The organism is Nocardioides oceani, assembly GCF_030412965.1.
Taxonomy (GTDB): Bacteria; Actinomycetota; Actinomycetes; order Propionibacteriales; family Nocardioidaceae; genus Nocardioides; species Nocardioides oceani.
This window is the reverse complement of sequence record NZ_JAUHJQ010000001.1, coordinates 20,427-37,575: the sequence shown is the minus strand read 5'-3', so window position 1 is coordinate 37,575 and position 17,149 is coordinate 20,427. Positions and strand designations below refer to the sequence as shown.

At 73.1% G+C, this 17,149-nt stretch carries 18 protein-coding genes; 9 read left to right on the top strand and 9 right to left on the bottom strand.

Annotated features, from left to right (window positions below; translation table 11 throughout):
* Nucleotides 1-44: 44 nt before the first annotated feature.
* Nucleotides 45-1,457, bottom strand: coding sequence for a class II fumarate hydratase (locus QWY28_RS00195; RefSeq protein ID WP_300950284.1), 1,413 nt, complete (start codon nt 1,455-1,457; stop codon nt 45-47).
* A complete protein-coding gene (locus QWY28_RS00190) occupies nt 1,454-2,164 on the bottom strand; it encodes a spermine/spermidine synthase domain-containing protein (protein WP_300950283.1) in 711 nt (236 codons plus the stop codon). Before QWY28_RS00190 ends, QWY28_RS00195 begins: the two co-directional genes overlap by 4 nt.
* A gap of 81 nt (nt 2,165-2,245) precedes the next feature.
* Between QWY28_RS00190 and QWY28_RS00185 the strand changes: the two genes are divergently transcribed.
* Nucleotides 2,246-2,677: a hypothetical protein gene (locus QWY28_RS00185; protein WP_300950282.1), complete on the top strand. Its 432-nt coding sequence runs from the start codon at nt 2,246-2,248 to the stop codon at nt 2,675-2,677.
* A 57-nt stretch (nt 2,678-2,734) separates the two neighbouring features.
* A complete protein-coding gene (locus tag QWY28_RS00180; protein ID WP_300950281.1) occupies nt 2,735-2,935 on the top strand; it encodes a hypothetical protein in 201 nt (66 codons plus the stop codon).
* Nucleotides 2,936-3,412: 477 nt separating this feature from the next.
* Here QWY28_RS00180 and QWY28_RS00175 read toward each other — a convergent pair whose 3' ends face one another.
* The gene (locus tag QWY28_RS00175) at nt 3,413-5,101 is read right to left on the bottom strand and encodes a fumarate hydratase (RefSeq protein WP_300950280.1); all 1,689 of its coding nucleotides are present in this window, start codon (nt 5,099-5,101) and stop codon (nt 3,413-3,415) included.
* A gap of 149 nt (nt 5,102-5,250) precedes the next feature.
* On the opposite strand from QWY28_RS00175, the gene QWY28_RS00170 reads away from it, so the two are divergent.
* The 6 genes from QWY28_RS00170 (at nt 5,251) to QWY28_RS00145 (ending at nt 11,003) form a co-directional block, all read left to right on the top strand.
* Complete coding sequence (locus QWY28_RS00170; protein ID WP_300950279.1) at nt 5,251-6,372, top strand: ABC transporter substrate-binding protein; 1,122 nt, start codon at nt 5,251-5,253, stop codon at nt 6,370-6,372.
* 137 nt (nt 6,373-6,509) lie between these two features.
* Nucleotides 6,510-7,280, top strand: coding sequence for an ABC transporter permease (locus QWY28_RS00165; protein ID WP_300950278.1), 771 nt, complete (start codon nt 6,510-6,512; stop codon nt 7,278-7,280).
* Nucleotides 7,277-8,053, top strand: a complete 777-nt coding sequence (locus QWY28_RS00160; protein ID WP_300950277.1) for an ABC transporter permease — start codon at nt 7,277-7,279, stop codon at nt 8,051-8,053. The genes QWY28_RS00165 and QWY28_RS00160 overlap by 4 nt, the downstream gene beginning before the upstream one ends.
* A 2-nt stretch (nt 8,054-8,055) precedes the next feature.
* Nucleotides 8,056-9,111 carry an ABC transporter ATP-binding protein gene (locus QWY28_RS00155; RefSeq protein WP_300950276.1) on the top strand — a complete coding sequence of 352 codons (1,056 nt, stop codon included), beginning with the start codon at nt 8,056-8,058 and terminating at the stop codon, nt 9,109-9,111.
* Nucleotides 9,112-9,133: 22 nt separating this feature from the next.
* Entirely contained in the window at nt 9,134-9,820 is a 687-nt protein-coding gene (locus QWY28_RS00150) for a DUF1707 SHOCT-like domain-containing protein (protein ID WP_300950275.1), read from the top strand.
* 100 nt (nt 9,821-9,920) lie between these two features.
* The gene (locus QWY28_RS00145; protein ID WP_300950274.1) at nt 9,921-11,003 is read left to right on the top strand and encodes an ABC transporter ATP-binding protein; all 1,083 of its coding nucleotides are present in this window, start codon (nt 9,921-9,923) and stop codon (nt 11,001-11,003) included.
* A 186-nt stretch (nt 11,004-11,189) separates the two neighbouring features.
* Here the strand turns inward: QWY28_RS00145 and QWY28_RS00140 are convergent, their stop codons facing one another.
* Nucleotides 11,190-12,122: an alpha/beta fold hydrolase gene (locus QWY28_RS00140; RefSeq protein ID WP_300950273.1), complete on the bottom strand. Its 933-nt coding sequence runs from the start codon at nt 12,120-12,122 to the stop codon at nt 11,190-11,192.
* Nucleotides 12,123-12,205: 83 nt separating this feature from the next.
* On the opposite strand from QWY28_RS00140, the gene QWY28_RS00135 reads away from it, so the two are divergent.
* Nucleotides 12,206-13,042 carry an esterase/lipase family protein gene (locus QWY28_RS00135; protein WP_300950272.1) on the top strand — a complete coding sequence of 279 codons (837 nt, stop codon included), beginning with the start codon at nt 12,206-12,208 and terminating at the stop codon, nt 13,040-13,042.
* Here QWY28_RS00135 and glpX read toward each other — a convergent pair.
* From glpX to QWY28_RS00110, 5 genes are all read right to left on the bottom strand, one after another.
* Entirely contained in the window at nt 13,007-14,011 is a 1,005-nt protein-coding gene (gene glpX, locus QWY28_RS00130) for a class II fructose-bisphosphatase (protein ID WP_300950271.1), read from the bottom strand. The two genes, QWY28_RS00135 and glpX, sit on opposite strands and share 36 nt — an antisense overlap.
* A gap of 79 nt (nt 14,012-14,090) precedes the next feature.
* Nucleotides 14,091-15,128: a sulfate/molybdate ABC transporter ATP-binding protein gene (locus tag QWY28_RS00125; protein WP_300950270.1), complete on the bottom strand. Its 1,038-nt coding sequence runs from the start codon at nt 15,126-15,128 to the stop codon at nt 14,091-14,093.
* Nucleotides 15,125-15,907 (bottom strand): ABC transporter permease, encoded by a 783-nt coding sequence (locus QWY28_RS00120; RefSeq protein ID WP_300950269.1) that lies wholly within the window; start codon nt 15,905-15,907, stop codon nt 15,125-15,127. Before QWY28_RS00120 ends, QWY28_RS00125 begins: the two co-directional genes overlap by 4 nt.
* Nucleotides 15,904-16,695, bottom strand: a complete 792-nt coding sequence (gene modA / locus QWY28_RS00115; RefSeq protein WP_300950268.1) for a molybdate ABC transporter substrate-binding protein — start codon at nt 16,693-16,695, stop codon at nt 15,904-15,906. The genes QWY28_RS00120 and modA overlap by 4 nt, the downstream gene beginning before the upstream one ends.
* Complete coding sequence (locus tag QWY28_RS00110; protein WP_300950267.1) at nt 16,692-17,087, bottom strand: TOBE domain-containing protein; 396 nt, start codon at nt 17,085-17,087, stop codon at nt 16,692-16,694. The genes modA and QWY28_RS00110 overlap by 4 nt, the downstream gene beginning before the upstream one ends.
* Nucleotides 17,088-17,149 lie beyond the last annotated feature (62 nt).

Genomic DNA, 17,149 nt, shown 5'->3' with positions numbered 1-17,149 from the left:
GCGCCCTGGCGCACGCTCGGCATCACAAGACGCGAGGCGGGCCGTCAGGGGTGGGTCATCGACTCCACGTCGAGCGCCTCGTCCAGCTGCGCCTCGGTGACCTCGCCGCGCTCGACGAACCCCATCGCGATGACCGTCTCGCGGATCGTCGCCCCGTCGGCGAGCGCCTGCTTGGCCACCTTCGCGGCGTTCTCGTAGCCGATGTGCTTGTTCAGCGGGGTGACCACCGAGGGTGAGGACTCCGCGTACTGCCGCATCCGGTCGGCGTCGGCGGTGATGCCGTCGACGCAGCGCCGCGCGAGCACCGTCGAGGACGTCGCCAGCAGCCGCACCGACTCCAGGACGTTGCGCGCCATCACCGGCATCGCGACGTTGAGCTCGAAGCTGCCGCTCGCGCCGGCGAAGCCGACGGCCGCGTCGTTGCCGATCACCTGGGCGCACACCATCAGCGTCGCCTCGGGGAGCACGGGGTTGACCTTGCCGGGCATGATGCTCGACCCCGGCTGCAGGTCGGGAAGGTGGATCTCGGCCAGGCCGGTCGTCGGGCCCGAGGACATCCAGCGCAGGTCGTTGCAGATCTTGGTCAGGCCGACCGCGATCGTGCGGAGCACCCCGGAGAGCTCGACGAGGGAGTCGCGGGTGCCCTGGGCCTCGAAGTGGTTGCGGGCCTCGGTGAACGGCTGGCCGGTGCGCTCGCCGAGCACCTCGATCACCCGGGCCGCGAAGCCGGGCGGGGTGTTGATCCCGGTGCCGACGGCGGTGCCGCCCAGCGGCAGCTCGCGGACGCGGGGGAGGACCGACTCCAGCCGCTCGGCGGCGTACCGCACAGTGGCGGCGTAGCCGGAGAACTCCTGCCCGAGCATCACCGGCGTGGCGTCCATGAGGTGGGTGCGACCGGACTTCACCAGCCCGCCGAACTCCTCGGCCTTGCCCTCCAGGCTCGTGGCCAGCACGGCGAGGGCCGGCAGCAGCTGGTCGGCGACCGCCAGCGCGGCCGCGACGTGGATCGCGGTCGGGAAGGTGTCGTTGCTGGACTGGCTGGCGTTGACGTGGTCGTTGGGGTGCACCTCGGTGCCGGCGCGGGCCGCCAGGGAGGCGATCACCTCGTTGGCGTTCATGTTCGAGCTGGTGCCGGAGCCGGTCTGGAAGACGTCGACGGGGAACTCCCCGTCGTGGCGGCCCTCGGCCACCTCGGTCGCGGCCGCGACGACCGCGCCGGCCTTCTCCTGGTCGAGCACGCCGAGCTCGCCGTTGGTGGTCGCGGCGGCTGCCTTCACCAGGCCGATGGCGTGGATGAGCGCCGGCTCGATCGGGGTGCCGGAGATCGGGAAGTTCTCCACGGCACGCTGGGTCTGCGCCCGCCACAGGGCGTCGCGAGGCACCTGGACCTCGCCCATGCTGTCGCGTTCGGTGCGGTAATCGGTGTGGTCCTCGGACTGCTGCTGCACGTCGGTCACGCGGGGGCCGGTACCCGCGCGGCGTAGAGCCAATAGTGCTCCTCGCGCTCCTGCAGCCGGACCTCGTGCGGGTGCGCCCGGGCCGAGCCGAACGCCGCCGCCATCGCGGCCTCCAGATCCGGGGCCTCCGCGGCCGACCACACCACGAGCACCCCGCCGGGGCGCAGGGCCGCGCGGGCGGTGCGCAGGAACGGCTCGCGATAGATCGCCGCGTTCGCGTCGTGCACGAGGTAGCCCGGGCCGTTGTCGACGTCCAGCAGCACCAGGTCGTACGTCGCCGGGCGGGCCTCCGCGAGCGCGACGGCCACGTCGGCGACGACCAGCTGCACCCGCTCGTCCGCGAGCAGCGCCGGCCCGTGGGGGATCGTGCCGTCGCGCATCCACCCGACGAGCGCCTCCTCGATCTCCACGACCGCGCAGCGCTCGACCCGGCTGTCGGCGAGCACCTCGTGCATGGTGAAGCCGAGGCCGAGCCCGCCGACGACGACCGCCCGCGGGTGCTCCACCAGCGCGAGCGCGGCCGTGGCCAGCGCCCGCTCGGTGCTGGTCTCCAGGGTGTCCATGACGAAGACGCCGTTGACCCGCAGCTCCAGCGAGGTCGGACCCTGCTCCGGGTGCCGCTCGCGCAGCACCAGCTCGCCGCGCTCGGACTCCGCGCGCGCCACCTCGACGTGCTCCACGTGGTCGTGCTCGTTCGGGGTCGACATCGAGGCGTTGCTCCTCCGCCGGTCGCTCGTTGTACCTCCGCGGGTCCGGCCGGCCCGCGCACGCTCGGACAAGGAGTCATCGTGGCACGCATCCTCCGGACCCTCGTGGCGCTGGTCCTGCTGGTGGTCCCCACCGTCGGGCTCGTCGCCTCCACCTCGACCAGCGCGAGCGCCGCTCCGACGTACGGACCGTGGAGCAGCGAGGTCGTCGGCCTCCAGGGCCGCGTCTCGCCGCCGTCGGCGAAGCAGCCCCGCGCCTACCTGCAGTTCCGCCGCACCCAGTCCTCCGAGGGCGACCGGCAGGTCCGCATGGCCTACCGGATCGGGGACCGGAAGCGGGTCACCCTGCCGGCACGCTCGCTGGCGCCGGGGGACCGGACGCAGTTCCGCTCGGCGCGCGTGCCGTGCGGCAAGCGCGTGGTGGTCATCGCGCAGGGCCGCTACCGGATGGACTCCTCGGCATCGTGGACCAAGTGGTACTCCGTCAGCGCCCGGTTCACCCGGTCCTGCTGAGCACCCGGTGATCCGCCCTCCTTCGGGTACTGGTCGCACCGACCCGAAGGAGAGTGCATGAGCGAGAACAAGGACCAGTCCGAGGGCCAGGTCTCGGAGGCCGCCTCGATGGACCCCGACGCCCGGGACCAGCCGATCTCCGACGACCAGGGCGTCGCCGGCAACCCCGACCAGCCCGTCGGTCAGGACGGCGAGGGAGTCGAGGCCGGACCCAACGCCAAGCCGCGCGCCAATATGGAGTCCAACCGGAACGACTGACCCGCTCGCTGGTCGAGCAGGAGGGCCGCCAGGCCCGACGGTGTCGAGACCCGGTGAGGGATGCAGGGCCTGGGGGCCGTGGGTCGCTCGCCGGGTCTCGACGACGCTCGCTGGCGCTCGCTGCTCGACCAGCAGAGGCCGGCGCTCGCTGCTCGACCAGCAGAGGCCGGCGCTCGCTGGTCGAGCAGGAGGGCCGCCAGGCCCGACGGTGTCGAGACCCTGTGAGGGATGCAGGGCCTGAGGGCCGTGGGTCGCTTGCTGGGTCTCGACGACGCTCGCTGGCGCTCGCTGCTCGACCAGCGGAGGCCGGCGCTCGCTGGTCGAGCAGGAGGGCCGCCAGGCCCGACGGTGTCGAGACCCTGTGAGGGATGCAGGGCCTGAGGGCCGTGGGTCGCTCGCTGGGTCTCGACGACGCTCGCTGGCGCTCGCTGCTCGACCAGCGGAGCTGGCGCTCGCTGCTCGACCAGCGGAGGCGGGCTACTGCGCGGAGCGGACCCGAAGCCCCGTGAGCGGGATGGTGGTGGTCCCGGCGGGGTCGGTGAAGAAGTCGTTGCCCTGGTCGTCGACGACGATGAAGGCGGGGAAGTCCTCGACCTCGATCTTCCAGACCGCCTCCATGCCCAGCTCGGGGTACTCGATGACCTCCTGGGACCGGATGCAGTCCTGGGCCAGGCGGGCGGCCGGGCCGCCGATCGAGCCGAGGTAGAACCCGCCGTGGGCGGCGCAGGCGTCCGTGACGGCCTTGGAGCGGTTGCCCTTGGCCAGCATCACCATCGAGCCACCGGCGGCCTGGAACTGCTCGACGTAGGAGTCCATCCGTCCGGCCGTGGTCGGGCCGAAGGAGCCCGACGCCATGCCCTCGGGCGTCTTGGCCGGCCCGGCGTAGTACACCGGGTGGTCGCGGAGGTACTGCGGCATCTCCTCGCCCGCGTCGAGCCGCTCCTTGATCTTGGCGTGCGCGATGTCGCGGGCCACGACGAGCGGGCCGGTGAGCGAGAGCCGGGTCTTGACCGGGTGCTTGCGCAGCTCGGCGAGGATGTCGGCCATCGGCATGGTCAGGTCGATGGGGACGACCTCGCCGCTGGCGATGTCGTCGGCGACGCCGGCGTCGGGCATGTACTGCGCGGGGTCGGTCTCGAGCTGCTCGAGGAAGACGCCCTCCGGCGTGATCTTGCCCAGCGCCTGGCGGTCCGCGGAGCAGGAGACCGCGATCGCGACGGGGCAGGACGCGCCGTGGCGGGGGAGCCGGACCACGCGGACGTCGTGGCAGAAGTACTTGCCGCCGAACTGCGCGCCGATGCCGAAGGACTCGGTCAGCTCGAAGACCTGCTGCTCCAGCTCGAGGTCACGGAAGCCGTGCGCGGACATCGAGCCCTCGGTCGGCAGGTCGTCGAGGTAGTGCGCCGAGGCGTACTTCGCGGTCTTGAGTGCGAACTCCGCCGACGTGCCGCCGATGACGACGGCCAGGTGATACGGCGGGCAGGCGGCCGTGCCGAGCGAGCGGATCTTCTCGTCGAGGAACGACAGCATCCGCTGCGGGTTGAGGATCGCCTTGGTCTCCTGGAACAGGAACGACTTGTTCGCCGAGCCCCCGCCCTTGGCCATGAACAGGAACTTGTACTCCGGCTTCCCCGAGGTCTGGGGGGTGGAGTAGATCTCGATCTGCGCCGGCAGGTTGGTGCCGGTGTTCTTCTCCTCGTACGTCGTCAGCGGCGCCAGCTGGGAGTAGCGCAGGTTCAGCTGGGTGTAGGCGTCGTACACGCCCTGGCTGACGACCTCGCCGTCGTCGACGCCGGTGATCACGCCCTCGGACTTCTTGCCCATGACGATCGCGGTGCCGGTGTCCTGGCACATCGGCAGCACGCCGCCGGCGGAGATGTTGACGTTCTTGAGCAGGTCCAGCGCGACGAAGCGGTCGTTCCCGGACGCCTCCGGGTCATCGATGATCCGCCGCAGCTGCGCGAGGTGCGCGGGCCGCAGGTAGTGGGCGATGTCGTGCATCGCCTCGCGGGTCAGCAGGCGGATCGCCTCGGGGGAGACCTTGAGGAACGTCTGCCCGTCCACCTCGACGGTGGAGACGCCCTCGGTGGTCAGCAGCCGGTACGGCGTGCGGTCCGGACCGAGGGGCAGCAGGTCGGAGTAGCGGAACTCGGGATCGCTCGACACGAGCGCCCAGGGTACGCCGCTGGGACGCCGCGCCCGACGCCGGGAGTTCACGGGTCGTCCCCGTCGGGGCCGCGGGATAGTAACGTCCGCGACGGTCGTGCCCACAACGGTGCGCGAGGCGCGACCGCGCCTCGCCTCAGGAGGTAGACGTGAAGGTTCGTAAGTGGTTCGTCGTGCTCGCCGCGACGTCGGCGTTGGCGGCGTGTGCGCCCCCGGCCGACGACGAGGACGACTCCGGCTCGGCGAGCGGCGGCACCGATGCCGCCACCGCCACGTCGGCGGAGGACTTCGGCGGCATGGAGGGCCTGGTCGAGGCCGCCCAGGAGGAGGGCACGCTCAACGTCATCGCGCTGCCCCCGGACTGGGCGAACTACGGCGAGATCATCGCGACGTTCGAGGAGAAGTACGACATCGAGGTGGACTCGGCCCAGCCGGACGCCGCGAGCCAGGACGAGATCAACGCCGCCAACCAGCTCGAGGGCACCGACCGCGCGCCGGACGTCTTCGACCTGAGCCAGTCGGTCGCGCTCGCCAACACCGACATGTACGCGCCGTACCAGGTCGAGGGCTTCGACGAGATCCCCGAGGAGTTCAAGGACCCGGACGGCGCGTGGGTCAACGACTACGGCGGCTACATGTCGGTCGGCTACGACTCCTCGGTCGTGCCGGAGATCGACTCGCTGGAGGACCTGCTCGGTCCGGAGTTCCGCGGAAAGGTCGCGCTCAACGGTGACCCGACCCAGGCGGGCGCGGCGTTCAGCGGCGTCGTCATGGCCTCGGTCGCCAACGGCGGCTCCGCCGACGACATCGCCCCCGGCGTCGAGTTCTTCGAGAAGCTCAAGGACGCCGGCAACTTCCTGCCGGTCGACCCGACGCCGGCCACGATCGAGTCCGGCCAGACCCCGGTCGTCATCGACTGGGACTACCTCAACGCCGTCGAGTCCGAGAAGCTCGACAGCTGGGAGGTCTTCGTGCCCGAGGACGCCGTCGTGGCGGGCTACTACTTCCAGGCCATCAACAAGGACGCCCCGCACCCCGCGGCCGCCCGCCTGTGGCAGGAGTTCCTCTACAGCGACGAGGGCCAGAACCTCTGGCTCGCCGGCGGAGCCCGACCGGTCCGCGCCGAGGCGATGGCCGAGGCCGGCACGATCGACACCGAGCTCTACGACGCGCTGCCCGAGGTCACCGGCGACCCGGTGATCCCGACCAACGAGCAGACCGAGTCGATGGCGGCGTACCTCGCCGACACCTGGGCGAAGGCGATCGGCTGAGCACCGTCGCCCCCGTCACGGGCACGTCGACCACGACGTCCCGGGCACCGCGGTCGGCCCGACGCCTCGGCGTCGGGCCGGCCGTCGGCCTGCTCCCGTTCCTGGTCTACGTCACGATCTTCCTGGTCGTCCCGACCGTGACGGTCCTGGTCGGCGCCTTCTCCGGCGACGACGGCGGCTTCACGCTCGAGCGGGTCCGCGCGCTCGGCGAGGAGACGCCGCTGCGGGCCCTGCGCGAGAGCGTGCTGCTCTCCTTCCTCTCCGCCGCGATCGGCGCCGTGCTCGGCGCCGTGCTGGCGCAGCTGGTCCTCAGCGCCCCGCCCAGGAGCGTCGTACGCCGCGTGGTGACCGCGCTGTGCGGCGTGCTGGCCCAGTTCGGCGGGGTCACGCTGGCCTTCGCCTGGCTGGCGACCCTCGGCTTCGGCGGGCTGCTCACCGAGCTGCTCGCCAGCACCCTCGGCACCTCCGACGCCGGCGCGGCCTGGCTCTACGAGCTCCCCGGGCTGGTGCTCGTCTACACCTACTTCCAGATCCCGCTGATGGTGATCGTCTTCCTCCCCGCGCTCGAGGGCCTGCGCCCGCAGTGGCGCGAGGCCGCGGTCAACCTGGGCGCGACGCCGTGGCAGTACTGGACCCGCGTCGCCGTGCCGCTCCTGCGCCCGGCGTTCCTCGGCTCCGCGCTGCTGCTGTTCGCCAATGCCTTCGCGGCGTACGCCACCGCCGCCGCCCTGGTCAGCCAGGGTGCCCCGATCACCCCGCTCCTCATCCGGTCCGCGCTGACCTCCGAGATCGTGCTCGGACAGCAGGACTTCGGCTTCGCGCTCGCGCTGGAGATGGTCGCGGTCGTCGCGGTCGTCATGGCGCTCTACGCCTGGCTGCTGCGTCGCACGTCGGGGTGGCTGCGGTGAGCGCCGTCGTGGGCCGCACGGTCCGCTACCTGCTCCTGCTGGCCTTCGCGGCGTTCTTCCTGCTGCCCCTGGTCGCGCTGCTCGACTTCAGCACCACCGACCTGCGCACCGGCGACCGCACCGGCGCGGCCTGGGCCTCGCTGGTGGAGGACCCGACGCTGACCGAGGCCATCCGCACCTCGCTGCTGCTCGCGGCGCTCACGGTCGTCGGGATGGTCGTGCTGCTGGTGCCCACGATGGTTTGGGTCCGGCTGCGCGTGCCGCGGGCGACCCGGCTGGTGGAGTTCCTCTGCCTGCTGCCGCTGACCATCCCGGCGCTGGTCATCGTCGTGGGCCTCAGCAACGTCTACGCCTGGGTCGACTACCTCGTCGGCGACTCCCCGCTCACCCTCGCGTTCGTGTACGTCGTCCTCGTCCTGCCCTACGCCTACCGCTCGATCGACGTGGCGCTGTCCGCCATCGACTCCACCACGCTGTCGGAGGCGGCCCGCTCCCTCGGCGCGGGCTGGACCACGGTGATCACCCGCGTCGTGGTGCCCAACATCTGGCCCGGCGTGCTCGGCGCGGCGTTCATCTCCGTGGCGCTGGTGCTCGGGGAGTTCACGGTCGCCTCGCTGCTCAACTTCGACACCCTGCCGGTCGTGCTCGTCCTGCTTCAGAAGAGCGACGCCCCGGCTTCGATGGCGGCCGCGCTCGCCTCGATCCTGTTCGCCGCCCTGCTGCTGGTCGGACTCTCGCTGCTCGACCGCCGGCCCACCTCCCGGAGGAACTGATCATGGACACAGCTGCGCACACCCCCAGCGGGGTGGCCGTCGAGCTGGCCGGCCTGCGCCGCTCCTACGGCGACGTGCACGCCCTGGACGGCCTCGACCTGCGGCTCGAGCCGGGCGAGCTGGTCGTGCTGCTCGGCCCGTCCGGCTGCGGCAAGACGACCGCGCTGCGGATCCTCGCCGGCCTCGAGCGCCCCGACGCCGGCACGGTGTCGGTCGGTGGCCGCGACCTCACGCGGGTGCCGCCGAACAAGCGGGACATGGGCATGGTCTTCCAGGCCTACAGCCTCTTCCCGCACCTCACGGTGCTCGACAACGTCGCCTTCGGGCTCAAGCTGCGGGGCCGCTCGCGCGCCGAGCGTCGCCGCCGCGCCGGCGACATGCTCGACCTCGTCGGCCTCGGCCAGCACCACGACCGCTACGCCCACCAGCTCTCCGGGGGCCAGCAGCAGCGTGTGGCGCTGGCCCGCGCGCTGGCGATCGAGCCCGCCGTGCTGCTGCTCGACGAGCCCCTCTCGGCGCTCGACGCCAAGGTCCGCGTCCAGCTGCGCGACGAGATCCGCCGCGTCCAGCTCGACGTGGGGACCACGACGCTGTTCGTCACCCACGACCAGGAGGAGGCGCTCGCCGTCGCCGACCGGGTGGGCGTGATGAACGCCGGACGGCTCGAGCAGATCGCGGCGCCGGCGCAGCTGTACGACGCCCCCGCCACGCCGTTCGTCGGCTCCTTCGTCGGCCTCAGCAACCGGCTGCCGGCCCAGGTCGTCGACGGCCGCGCGCGCGTGCTCGACGCGACCGTCGACGTGCTGCCCGGTTCGGCGACCGGCGCAGGCGTCGCGCTGGTCCGGCCCGAGGCGGTGCTGCTCGACCGCGACCCGGCCGGCGAGGGCACGGTCGCGTCGGTGGCCTTCCTCGGGCCGGTGTCGAGGGCGACGGTGACGCTGGCCGACGGCACCCTCCTGACCGCCCAGCTCCCCAGCGCGCAGGCCACCGCCCTGCAGGTGGGGGAGCGGGTCCGGGTCGGCGTGGACCCGGTGCCGGTCCTCGTGGTCTCCGACTGAGCGCAGGCCTAGGCTGACCGGCATGGAGCGCAGCCCCGAGCACGGATCCGCGGACCCCTCGCGCCTGCGCGTCTCCGACGCCGACCGCCACCGCACCGCCGAGGTGCTGCGCGAGGCGGCCGGCGAGGGCCGGCTCGACCTCGACGAGCTCTCCGAGCGCCTCGAGGCGGCGTACGCCGCCAAGGTGTACGCCGACCTCGTCCCCCTCGTGAGCGACCTGCCCACGACGCCCGGCGCGGCCCCGGGCATGCCGGCGGCCACACCGGTGCCCGCGCCGGAGCCGGTCGCCGGCGGCGTACCCCAGCTCGCGACGCGGCACGACCTGTCGGTGGCGATCATGGGCGCCTGCGACCGCAAGGGCGTGTGGCAGGTGGGGCCGACCCACCAGGCCTACGCGCTGATGGGCGGGGTGGAGATCGACCTGCGCGAGGCGGTCTTCACCAGCCGGGAGACCGTGATCACCTGCGGGGCGTTCTGGGCGGGGATCGACATCGTCGTCGACGAGCGCACCCAGGTCGTCGTCGAGGGCATCGGGATCATGGGCGCCTTCGAGCACGGCCGCGACCAGGTGGCGGCCCGGCTCGACGCCGACTCCCCGGTGGTGCGGGTCAAGGGCGTGGCCCTGATGGCGGGTGTGACCGTGGTGCGCAAGGGCCCGCCGCAGTCCCGCCTCGGCCGTCGCGGCGGCGGACGCACCGAGCTTCCCTGACCCGTGACCGCCACCGGCGGCCCGGACGGTCTAGTGTGAACGGCGTCACCCCACAACGGATCGTCCGGCACGTACCTGCCGGTGGAGGAGATCGAAGAACATGGCAACAGTGACGTTCGAAGGCGCTCAGCGCTGGTACCCCGGCGCGGACAAGCCCGCCGTGCCCGGCATCGACCTGGAGATCAACGACGGCGAGTTCATGGTGCTCGTCGGCCCCTCCGGGTGCGGCAAGTCCACCACCCTGCGCATGCTCGCGGGGCTGGAGGAGGTCAACGCCGGCAAGATCTACATCGGGGACCGGGAGATCACCCACACCCCGCCGAAGGACCGGGACATCGCGATGGTGTTCCAGAACTACGCGCTCTACCCGCACATGTCGGTCGCCGACAACATGGGCTTCGCGCTGAAGATGGCCAAGGTGCCGACCGAGGAGCGCCGCAAGCGCGTCGAGGAGGCGGCCCGGATCCTCGGGCTCACCGACTACCTCGACCGCAAGCCGAAGGCGCTCTCCGGCGGCCAGCGCCAGCGCGTCGCCATGGGCCGCGCGATCGTGCGCAGCCCGCAGGTCTTCTGCATGGACGAGCCGCTGTCGAACCTCGACGCCAAGATGCGCGTCCAGACCCGCACCGACATCGCCAAGCTGCAGGCCGACCTCGGCGTCACCACCGTCTACGTCACCCACGACCAGGTCGAGGCGATGACCATGGGCGACCGGGTCGCGGTGATGAAGGAGGGCATCCTCCAGCAGGTCGACAGCCCGCTGCGGCTCTACGACAAGCCGGTCAACCTCTTCGTCGCCGGCTTCATCGGGTCGCCGCAGATGAACCTCATCGAGGCCACCGCGGCCGACGGCCACGCCAAGATCGGGGAGTACCTCGTCCCCGTCGACCCCACCGCCGCCAAGACCATGCAGGGCCGGATCACCGTCGGCGTCCGCCCCGAGGCGTGGCGGCTCGTCTCCGCCGAGCAGGGCGGCCTGCCGGTCCAGGTCACGGTCGTCGAGGAGCTCGGCTCCGACGCGTTCGTCTACGGCACCAGCGGTGTCGAGGGCACCCCGCACAACATCATCGTGCGGGTCTCCGGGCGCGACAAGGTGCGCAAGGGCGAGACGATCCACGTCACCACCGACCCCGAGAACGTGCACGTCTTCGACACCGACACCGGCGAGCGTCTCTCGGATTGATCGATCGCGCCGTGCCGGGGTAGTCACGGACGAAAACGTCCTCGGGGACCGTCCGGGAGGACGAAAACGTCCGTGACTACCCCGCCGCCGCGGGGCGAGGCAGGGCGGCGACCGTGGTGGTCGCCGCCCTGCTGCGTCTCATCGGGCCTCGCTCGACCTCCGCGAGCTACGACTCGCGCTCGTTCCTCACGCGCCGCTGCTCGCACGGTCCGCCGTACGCCGGATGGCGGCGACGAACGTGTCGTGGAGCGCCGGCGGCAGGTCGTGGCCCATGCCGTCGACGAGGAGCAGCTCGGCGCCGGGGACCGCCCGGGCCGTGGCGCGGCCGCCGGATACGTGCACCATCCGGTCGGCGAGGCCGTGGACGACCGTCGTGGGGACGCGCACGCTGCGCAGCCGGGTGCTCCGGTCGGGCTGGGTGAGGATCGCGAGCATCTGGCGCATCGTGCCGGAGGCGCTGATCCCGCGGTCCCAGGTGTCCTCCGCGCGCTTGCGGGTGACCTCCTCGGGCTCGGGGTAGCCCGGCGAGCCGATCAGGCGCCACATCTGGCGGCTGGCCTTGACGTAGGCCTCGCGGGAGCTGCGCTTGTTGCCGATGAGCGCCGGCAGCAGGTTGGGGTGCTGCCAGCCGACGGTGCGCTTGCCGGTGGTCGACATGATGCTGGTCATCGACCGCACCCGGCGCGGCTGGGCGATCGCCATCGTCTGCACGATCATCCCGCCCATCGACACGCCGGCGACGTGCGCGGACTCGATGCCGAGGTGGTCGAGCAGGCCGAAGGCGTCGTCGGCGAGGTCGGCCATGGTGTACGGCGGGCGGACCCGGCGCCCGGTGAAGGCGCGCACGAGCGACACCCGGGTGACGCGGCCCTCGAGGCGGGAGGAGCGACCGGTGTCGCGGTTGTCGTAGCGGATGACGTGGAAGCCGCTGGCCGCGAGCAGCCGGCACAGCTCCTCGTCCCACCAGATCATCGGCCCGCCCAGGCCCATGACGAGGAGCAGCGGCTCGTCGTCGGGGTCGCCGAAGGTCTGGTAGCACAGCTCCACGTCGGGTCGGACCGGCGCGAACAGCTCGGCGGACACGGCCACCCCGGACGGCTCCGGCGATCTGGCAGACATGCCTGTCAGTCAACCAGACCCTCGTCGGACGCAGATCGTCCGGTTTGCCGGTGGTGTGGGTCACTTGTGGGTAACGTCTCAGTGTGAGCCAGCCGACCATGGGAGCGTTCCTGCTCCCCGAGGGCTTCGCGCCCCCTCCGCTCGTCGCCCTCGTGCGTGAGGGCAGCATCCTGGGTGAGGCCAGCCGCTACGCCCTGCGCAGCCGCGCCGAGCGCCGGACCCGCCGCGCCACGCCGTACGTCGGCCGCGTGCCCGCCCGCCTCGCCGACCCGGTCCTGCTGGTCCCGGGCTTCCTCGCCGGCGACACGTCGCTGTCGTTCATGGGCCGGGCGCTGCGGGCGCAGGGCTACCGCACCTACCGCTCGACCATCCGCGCCAACATCGGCTGCACGCTCGACGCGGCGACCCAGCTCGAGGCGCGGCTGGAGTCGATCGCGGCCCGTCGTGGCAGCCGGGTGCAGGTCGTCGGGCACAGCCTCGGCGGCATGCTGGCGCGCGGCGTCGCCGTCCGGCGCCCCGACCTGGTCTCCGGCATCGTCACGATGGGCAGCCCGATGATGGCGCCGGGCGCCCACCACGGGGTGCTGACCCGCAGCGTCGACGTGCTGGTGCGGCTCAGCCGGGCCGGGCTGCCCGGCCTGATGTCGGAGGACTGCGTCGCGGGCGACTGCGCGCGCCAGTCCTTCGAGGAGAGCCGGCACCCGCTCGCCGAGGACATCGGCTTCACCGCGATCTACTCCAGGCGCGACGGCATCGTCGACTGGCGCGCCTGCATCGACCCGGTCGCCGAGGCGGTCGAGGTGACCGCGTCGCACGTCGGGATGGCCGTCGACCCGCGGGTCATCGACCACGTCATCGGCGCGCTGCGCCGCCGTACGGTCGACTCAGCGGTCGAAGTCGATCGCGGAGTAAGCGCGTAGCTTCTCCAGGCGGTGCTCGCTCGTGATGGAGCGGATGGTGCCGCTGCGCGACCGCATGACCAGCGAGTGCGTGGTCGCGCCGCCGGAGCGGTAGCGCACGCCGCGCAGCAGCTCGCCGTCGGTGATGCCGGTGGCGACGAAGAAGCAGTCGTCGCCGGTGACCAGCTCGTCGGTGGTCAGCACGGCGTCGAGGTCCAGGCCGGCGTCGACCGCCCGCTGGCGCTCGGCGTCGTCGGTCGGCCAGAGCTTGCCCTGGATCGTCCCGCCGAGGCACTTCATGGCGCAGGCGGTGATGATGCCCTCGGGAGTGCCGCCCACGCCGAGCAGCAGGTCGATGCCGGTGTCGGGGCGGGCGGCCATGATCGCGCCGGCCACGTCGCCGTCGCTGATGAACTTGATGCGCGCGCCGGTGGCCCGGATCTCCTCGACCAGGTCCGCGTGGCGGGGCCGGTCCAGGACGACGACGGTCACGTCGCTCGCGCTGCTGCCCTTGGCCTTGGCGACGGCGTGGACGTTCTCGGCGACCGACTGGCGGATGTCGACGACGTCGGCGGCCTCGGGGCCGGCCACCAGCTTGTCCATGTAGAAGACGGCCGAGGGGTCGTACATCGTGCCGCGGGGCGCCACCGCCAGCACCGAGACCGCGTTGGTCATGCCCTTCGCGGTCAGCGTGGTGCCGTCGATCGGGTCGACGGCGACGTCGCACTCCGGACCGGTGCCGTCGCCGACCTCCTCGCCGTTGTAGAGCATCGGGGCGTTGTCCTTCTCGCCCTCGCCGATGACCACGGTGCCCTGCATGCCGATCGTCGAGATCATCACGCGCATCGCGTTGACCGCGACGCCGTCGGCGCCGTTCTTGTCGCCCTTGCCGACCCACCGGCCCGCGGCCATCGCGGCCGCCTCGGTGACGCGGACGAGCTCGAGGGCGAGGTTGCGGTCGGGCGACTCCGGTGCGACGTCCAGGCTCATGTCCCGAACCCTAGTGGTCTGCTCCACCTGCCCGGCACACCCGCTCGGCGCCCGGAACGTCGCGCCGCGGGCGGTCGGCTCATTGGGCGTAGACGTCGACCTCGGTGGCCTTGACCGCGAACGTGACCGGGACGCCGGGTGCGAGGTCGAGCTCGGCGGCGGCGTGGACGGTGACGTCGGCGGCGAGGTCCCCGGCCCGCACGCGCACCTGGTCGCCGTGCGGCTCGAGGTCGGTGACGACGACGTCCAGGGCGGTGCGGGGGCTGCCGCCGGGTGCGTGGCGGAACACCGAGACCGCGCGGGGCCGGAAGACCGCCACGGCCGCGTCCCCCTCGCGCAGGGCCGGCCCGGAGGGCGAGCCGGCGACCGCCCGGCCGTCGTCGGCACGGACGGCGCCGGCCGACCAGCGGCCGCGGACCATGTTGAGCCCGGCGACCCGGGCGGCGAACGCGCTGCGGGGTCGGGCGAGCACCTCCGCGGTCGGGCCGTGCTCCACGACCCGGCCGCGGTCGAGCACGACCACCCGGTCGGCCAGCAGCAGTGCGTCCAGCACGTCGTGCGTGACCAGGAGGGTGGTGCGGCCCTCGAGCACCCGCTTCAGGGTCTGGCGCAGGGCCGGCGCGACCGCGACGTCGAGGGCCGCCATCGGCTCGTCGAGCAGCAGCAGCCGCGGGTCGGCGGCCAGCGCCCGGGCGATCGCCACCCGTTGGGCCTGCCCACCGCTGAGCCGGCCGGGACGCCGCCCGGCCAGGTCGTCCGCGCCGACCTCGGCGAGCCAGCCGCGGGCGCGGTCGCGGGCCGCCCGGCGACGTACCCCTGCGGAGCGGGGGCCGAAGGCGACGTTCTCCAGCGCGGTCAGGTGGGGGAAGAGCAGCGGGTCCTGGGCGAGGAGGGCGGTACGCCGCGCGTGCGGCGGCACCAGGCGGCGGCCGGTCAGCTCCTCGCCGTCGAGGACGACCCGACCGCGGTCGGGGCGCAGCAGGCCGGCGGCGACCGCGAGCACGGTCGACTTGCCGGTGCCGTTCGGGCCGAGCAGCGCGACCGTCTCGCCGTCGGCGACCTCCAGGGCGACCTCGACGTCGCGGTCGGTGACCGTGGCGGCGAGCTCGAGCGTCACAGCGCGCCGCCCGGCCGGCCCCGGTGCGCGACGCCGATCACGAGCACCGCGACGACGACCAGCGCCAGCGAGAGCGCGACGGCGCCGTCGGCGTCGGTCTCCCGGAGCAGGTAGATCTGGGTGGGCATCGTGCGGGTGACGCCCTGGAGGCTGCCGGCGAAGGTGACGGTCGCCCCGAACTCGCCCAGCGCGCGGGCGAAGGCCAGCACCGCGCCGGACGCCAGGCCGGGGAGCACCAGCGGGAGCGTGACCCGGCGGAAGACCGTCGTCGGCCGGGCGCCGAGGGTGGCCGCGACCAGCTCGTACCGCTCGCCGGCCGTCCGCAGCGCACCCTCGAGGCTGACGACGAGGAACGGCAGCGCGACGAAGGTCTGCGCCATCACCACCGCCGCGGTCGAGAAGGCGACCTGGACCCCGAGCACCTCGAGCGTCTCGCCGAGCAGCCCCCGGCGGCCGAAGGTGTAGAGCAGCGCGAGCCCGCCGACCACCGGCGGCAGCACGAGCGGCAGCAGCACCAGCGACCGGAGGACCCGCTGGCCGGGGAAGGAGGTGCGCGCGAGCACGACCGCCATCGGGACGCCCAGCACGACGCACAGCACGGTGCTGGCCGCCGAGGTCCGCAGGCTCAGGGACAGCGCGTCGCGCGACGCATCGGACCCGATCAGCGTGCCGACGTCCGTCCACGGCACGCGGGCGATGATCGCGACGAGCGGCAGGAGCACGAACGCCGCGCCCAGCGCGGCGGGCACCAGGACCCAGCGCGGGACGCCGGGCCTCACGGCGCCCCGAAGCCCGCGGTGTCGAGCACCTCGCGCCCGGTCGCGCCGAGCACGAGCTGGACGAACTCCCGCGCCAGGTCGGCCTCGTCGCTGTCGGCGAGGGTGGCGACGGGGTACTCGTTGACGACCTGGTCGGCCTCGGGGACCGCGATGCCCTCGACGGCGTCGCCGGCCGCGCGCACGTCGGTGACGTAGACCAGGCCGGCGTCGGCCTCGCCGGAGGTGACCTTGCCGAGCACGTCGGTGACCGACTGCTCCTCGCTGACGGGGGAGAGGCGTACGCCGGCCACCTCCGCGAGGCGGACGGCCGCGGCGCCGCAGGGCACCTCCGGGGCGCAGACGACCAGGTCGACGTCCTCGGCGGCGGAGCCGGCGCCGGTGCTGCTGCCGGTGTCGAGGTCGGCGAGGCCGCGGACCCCGGCGGGGTTGCCGGCGGGGACGGCGAGCTGGAGGACGTTGGTCGCGAACACCTCGGGGGCGCCGTCGGTGAGCCCCTCGGTCACCAGCCGGTCCATCGTCGCGGTGTCGGCGGTGGCGAGCACGTCGGCAGGCGCGCCCTCCTGCACCTGCGCGACGAGGTCGGCGGACCCGCCGAAGGACAGCTGGACGTCGACCCCCTCGTGCGTGCGCTCGAACTCCGCGGCGAGCTCCTCGAACGTGCTCGACAGCGATGCCGCGGCCAGCACGCGCAGGCGGGTCCCGTCGTCCTCGCCCGCCGAGCAGCCGGCGGCCGCGCCGGTGAGGGCGCCGGTGAGGGCGAGGGCGAGCCCCGCCGCCGCGCGCCTCACGGACGCTCCACGACGACGTTGGTGGACTTGACCGAGGCGATCGCGCGCACGCCGGGCTCCAGGCCCAGCTCGTCGGCGGCCTCGGTGCTCATCAGCGACACCAGCCGGTAGGGGCCGCACACCACCTCCACCTGGGACATCACCCGGTCGCGCACGACCCGGGTGACGATCCCCGAGAGCCGGTTGCGGGCGCTGACCGACGCCGCGCGGTTCTGCTCGCGGTCCGGCGAGTCGGCGAGGGACTCCGCGAGCGCGGCGAGGCCGGCGCCGGGGACGACCGTGCGGCCTCCCTCGGTGGCGGTGCTGAGCCGGCCGGCCTCGACCCAGCGGCGCAGGGTGTCGTCGCTGACGCCGAGGAGGGCGGCGGCCTCGGAGACGCGGTACGTCGTCATGGCGGCAGATCATGCCGCACCTGCGGGCTCCTGCGCCATGATTCTGCCGCAGGTGCGGTTCG

Excerpts from the sequence above, each read along its gene's own strand:
- QWY28_RS00180 (WP_300950281.1), top strand. The coding sequence starts at position 2,735 with ATGAGCGAGAACAAGGACCAGTCCGAGGGCCAGGTCTCGGAGGCCGCC.
- QWY28_RS00150 (WP_300950275.1), top strand. The coding sequence starts at position 9,134 with ATGGAGCGCAGCCCCGAGCACGGATCCGCGGACCCCTCGCGCCTGCGC.
- QWY28_RS00155 (WP_300950276.1), top strand. The coding sequence starts at position 8,056 with ATGGACACAGCTGCGCACACCCCCAGCGGGGTGGCCGTCGAGCTGGCC.
- QWY28_RS00140 (WP_300950273.1), bottom strand. The coding sequence starts at position 12,122 with ATGTCTGCCAGATCGCCGGAGCCGTCCGGGGTGGCCGTGTCCGCCGAG.
- QWY28_RS00190 (WP_300950283.1), bottom strand. The coding sequence starts at position 2,164 with ATGTCGACCCCGAACGAGCACGACCACGTGGAGCACGTCGAGGTGGCG.
- QWY28_RS00110 (WP_300950267.1), bottom strand. The coding sequence starts at position 17,087 with ATGACGACGTACCGCGTCTCCGAGGCCGCCGCCCTCCTCGGCGTCAGC.
- QWY28_RS00145 (WP_300950274.1), top strand. The coding sequence starts at position 9,921 with ATGGCAACAGTGACGTTCGAAGGCGCTCAGCGCTGGTACCCCGGCGCG.
- glpX (WP_300950271.1), bottom strand. The coding sequence starts at position 14,011 with ATGAGCCTGGACGTCGCACCGGAGTCGCCCGACCGCAACCTCGCCCTC.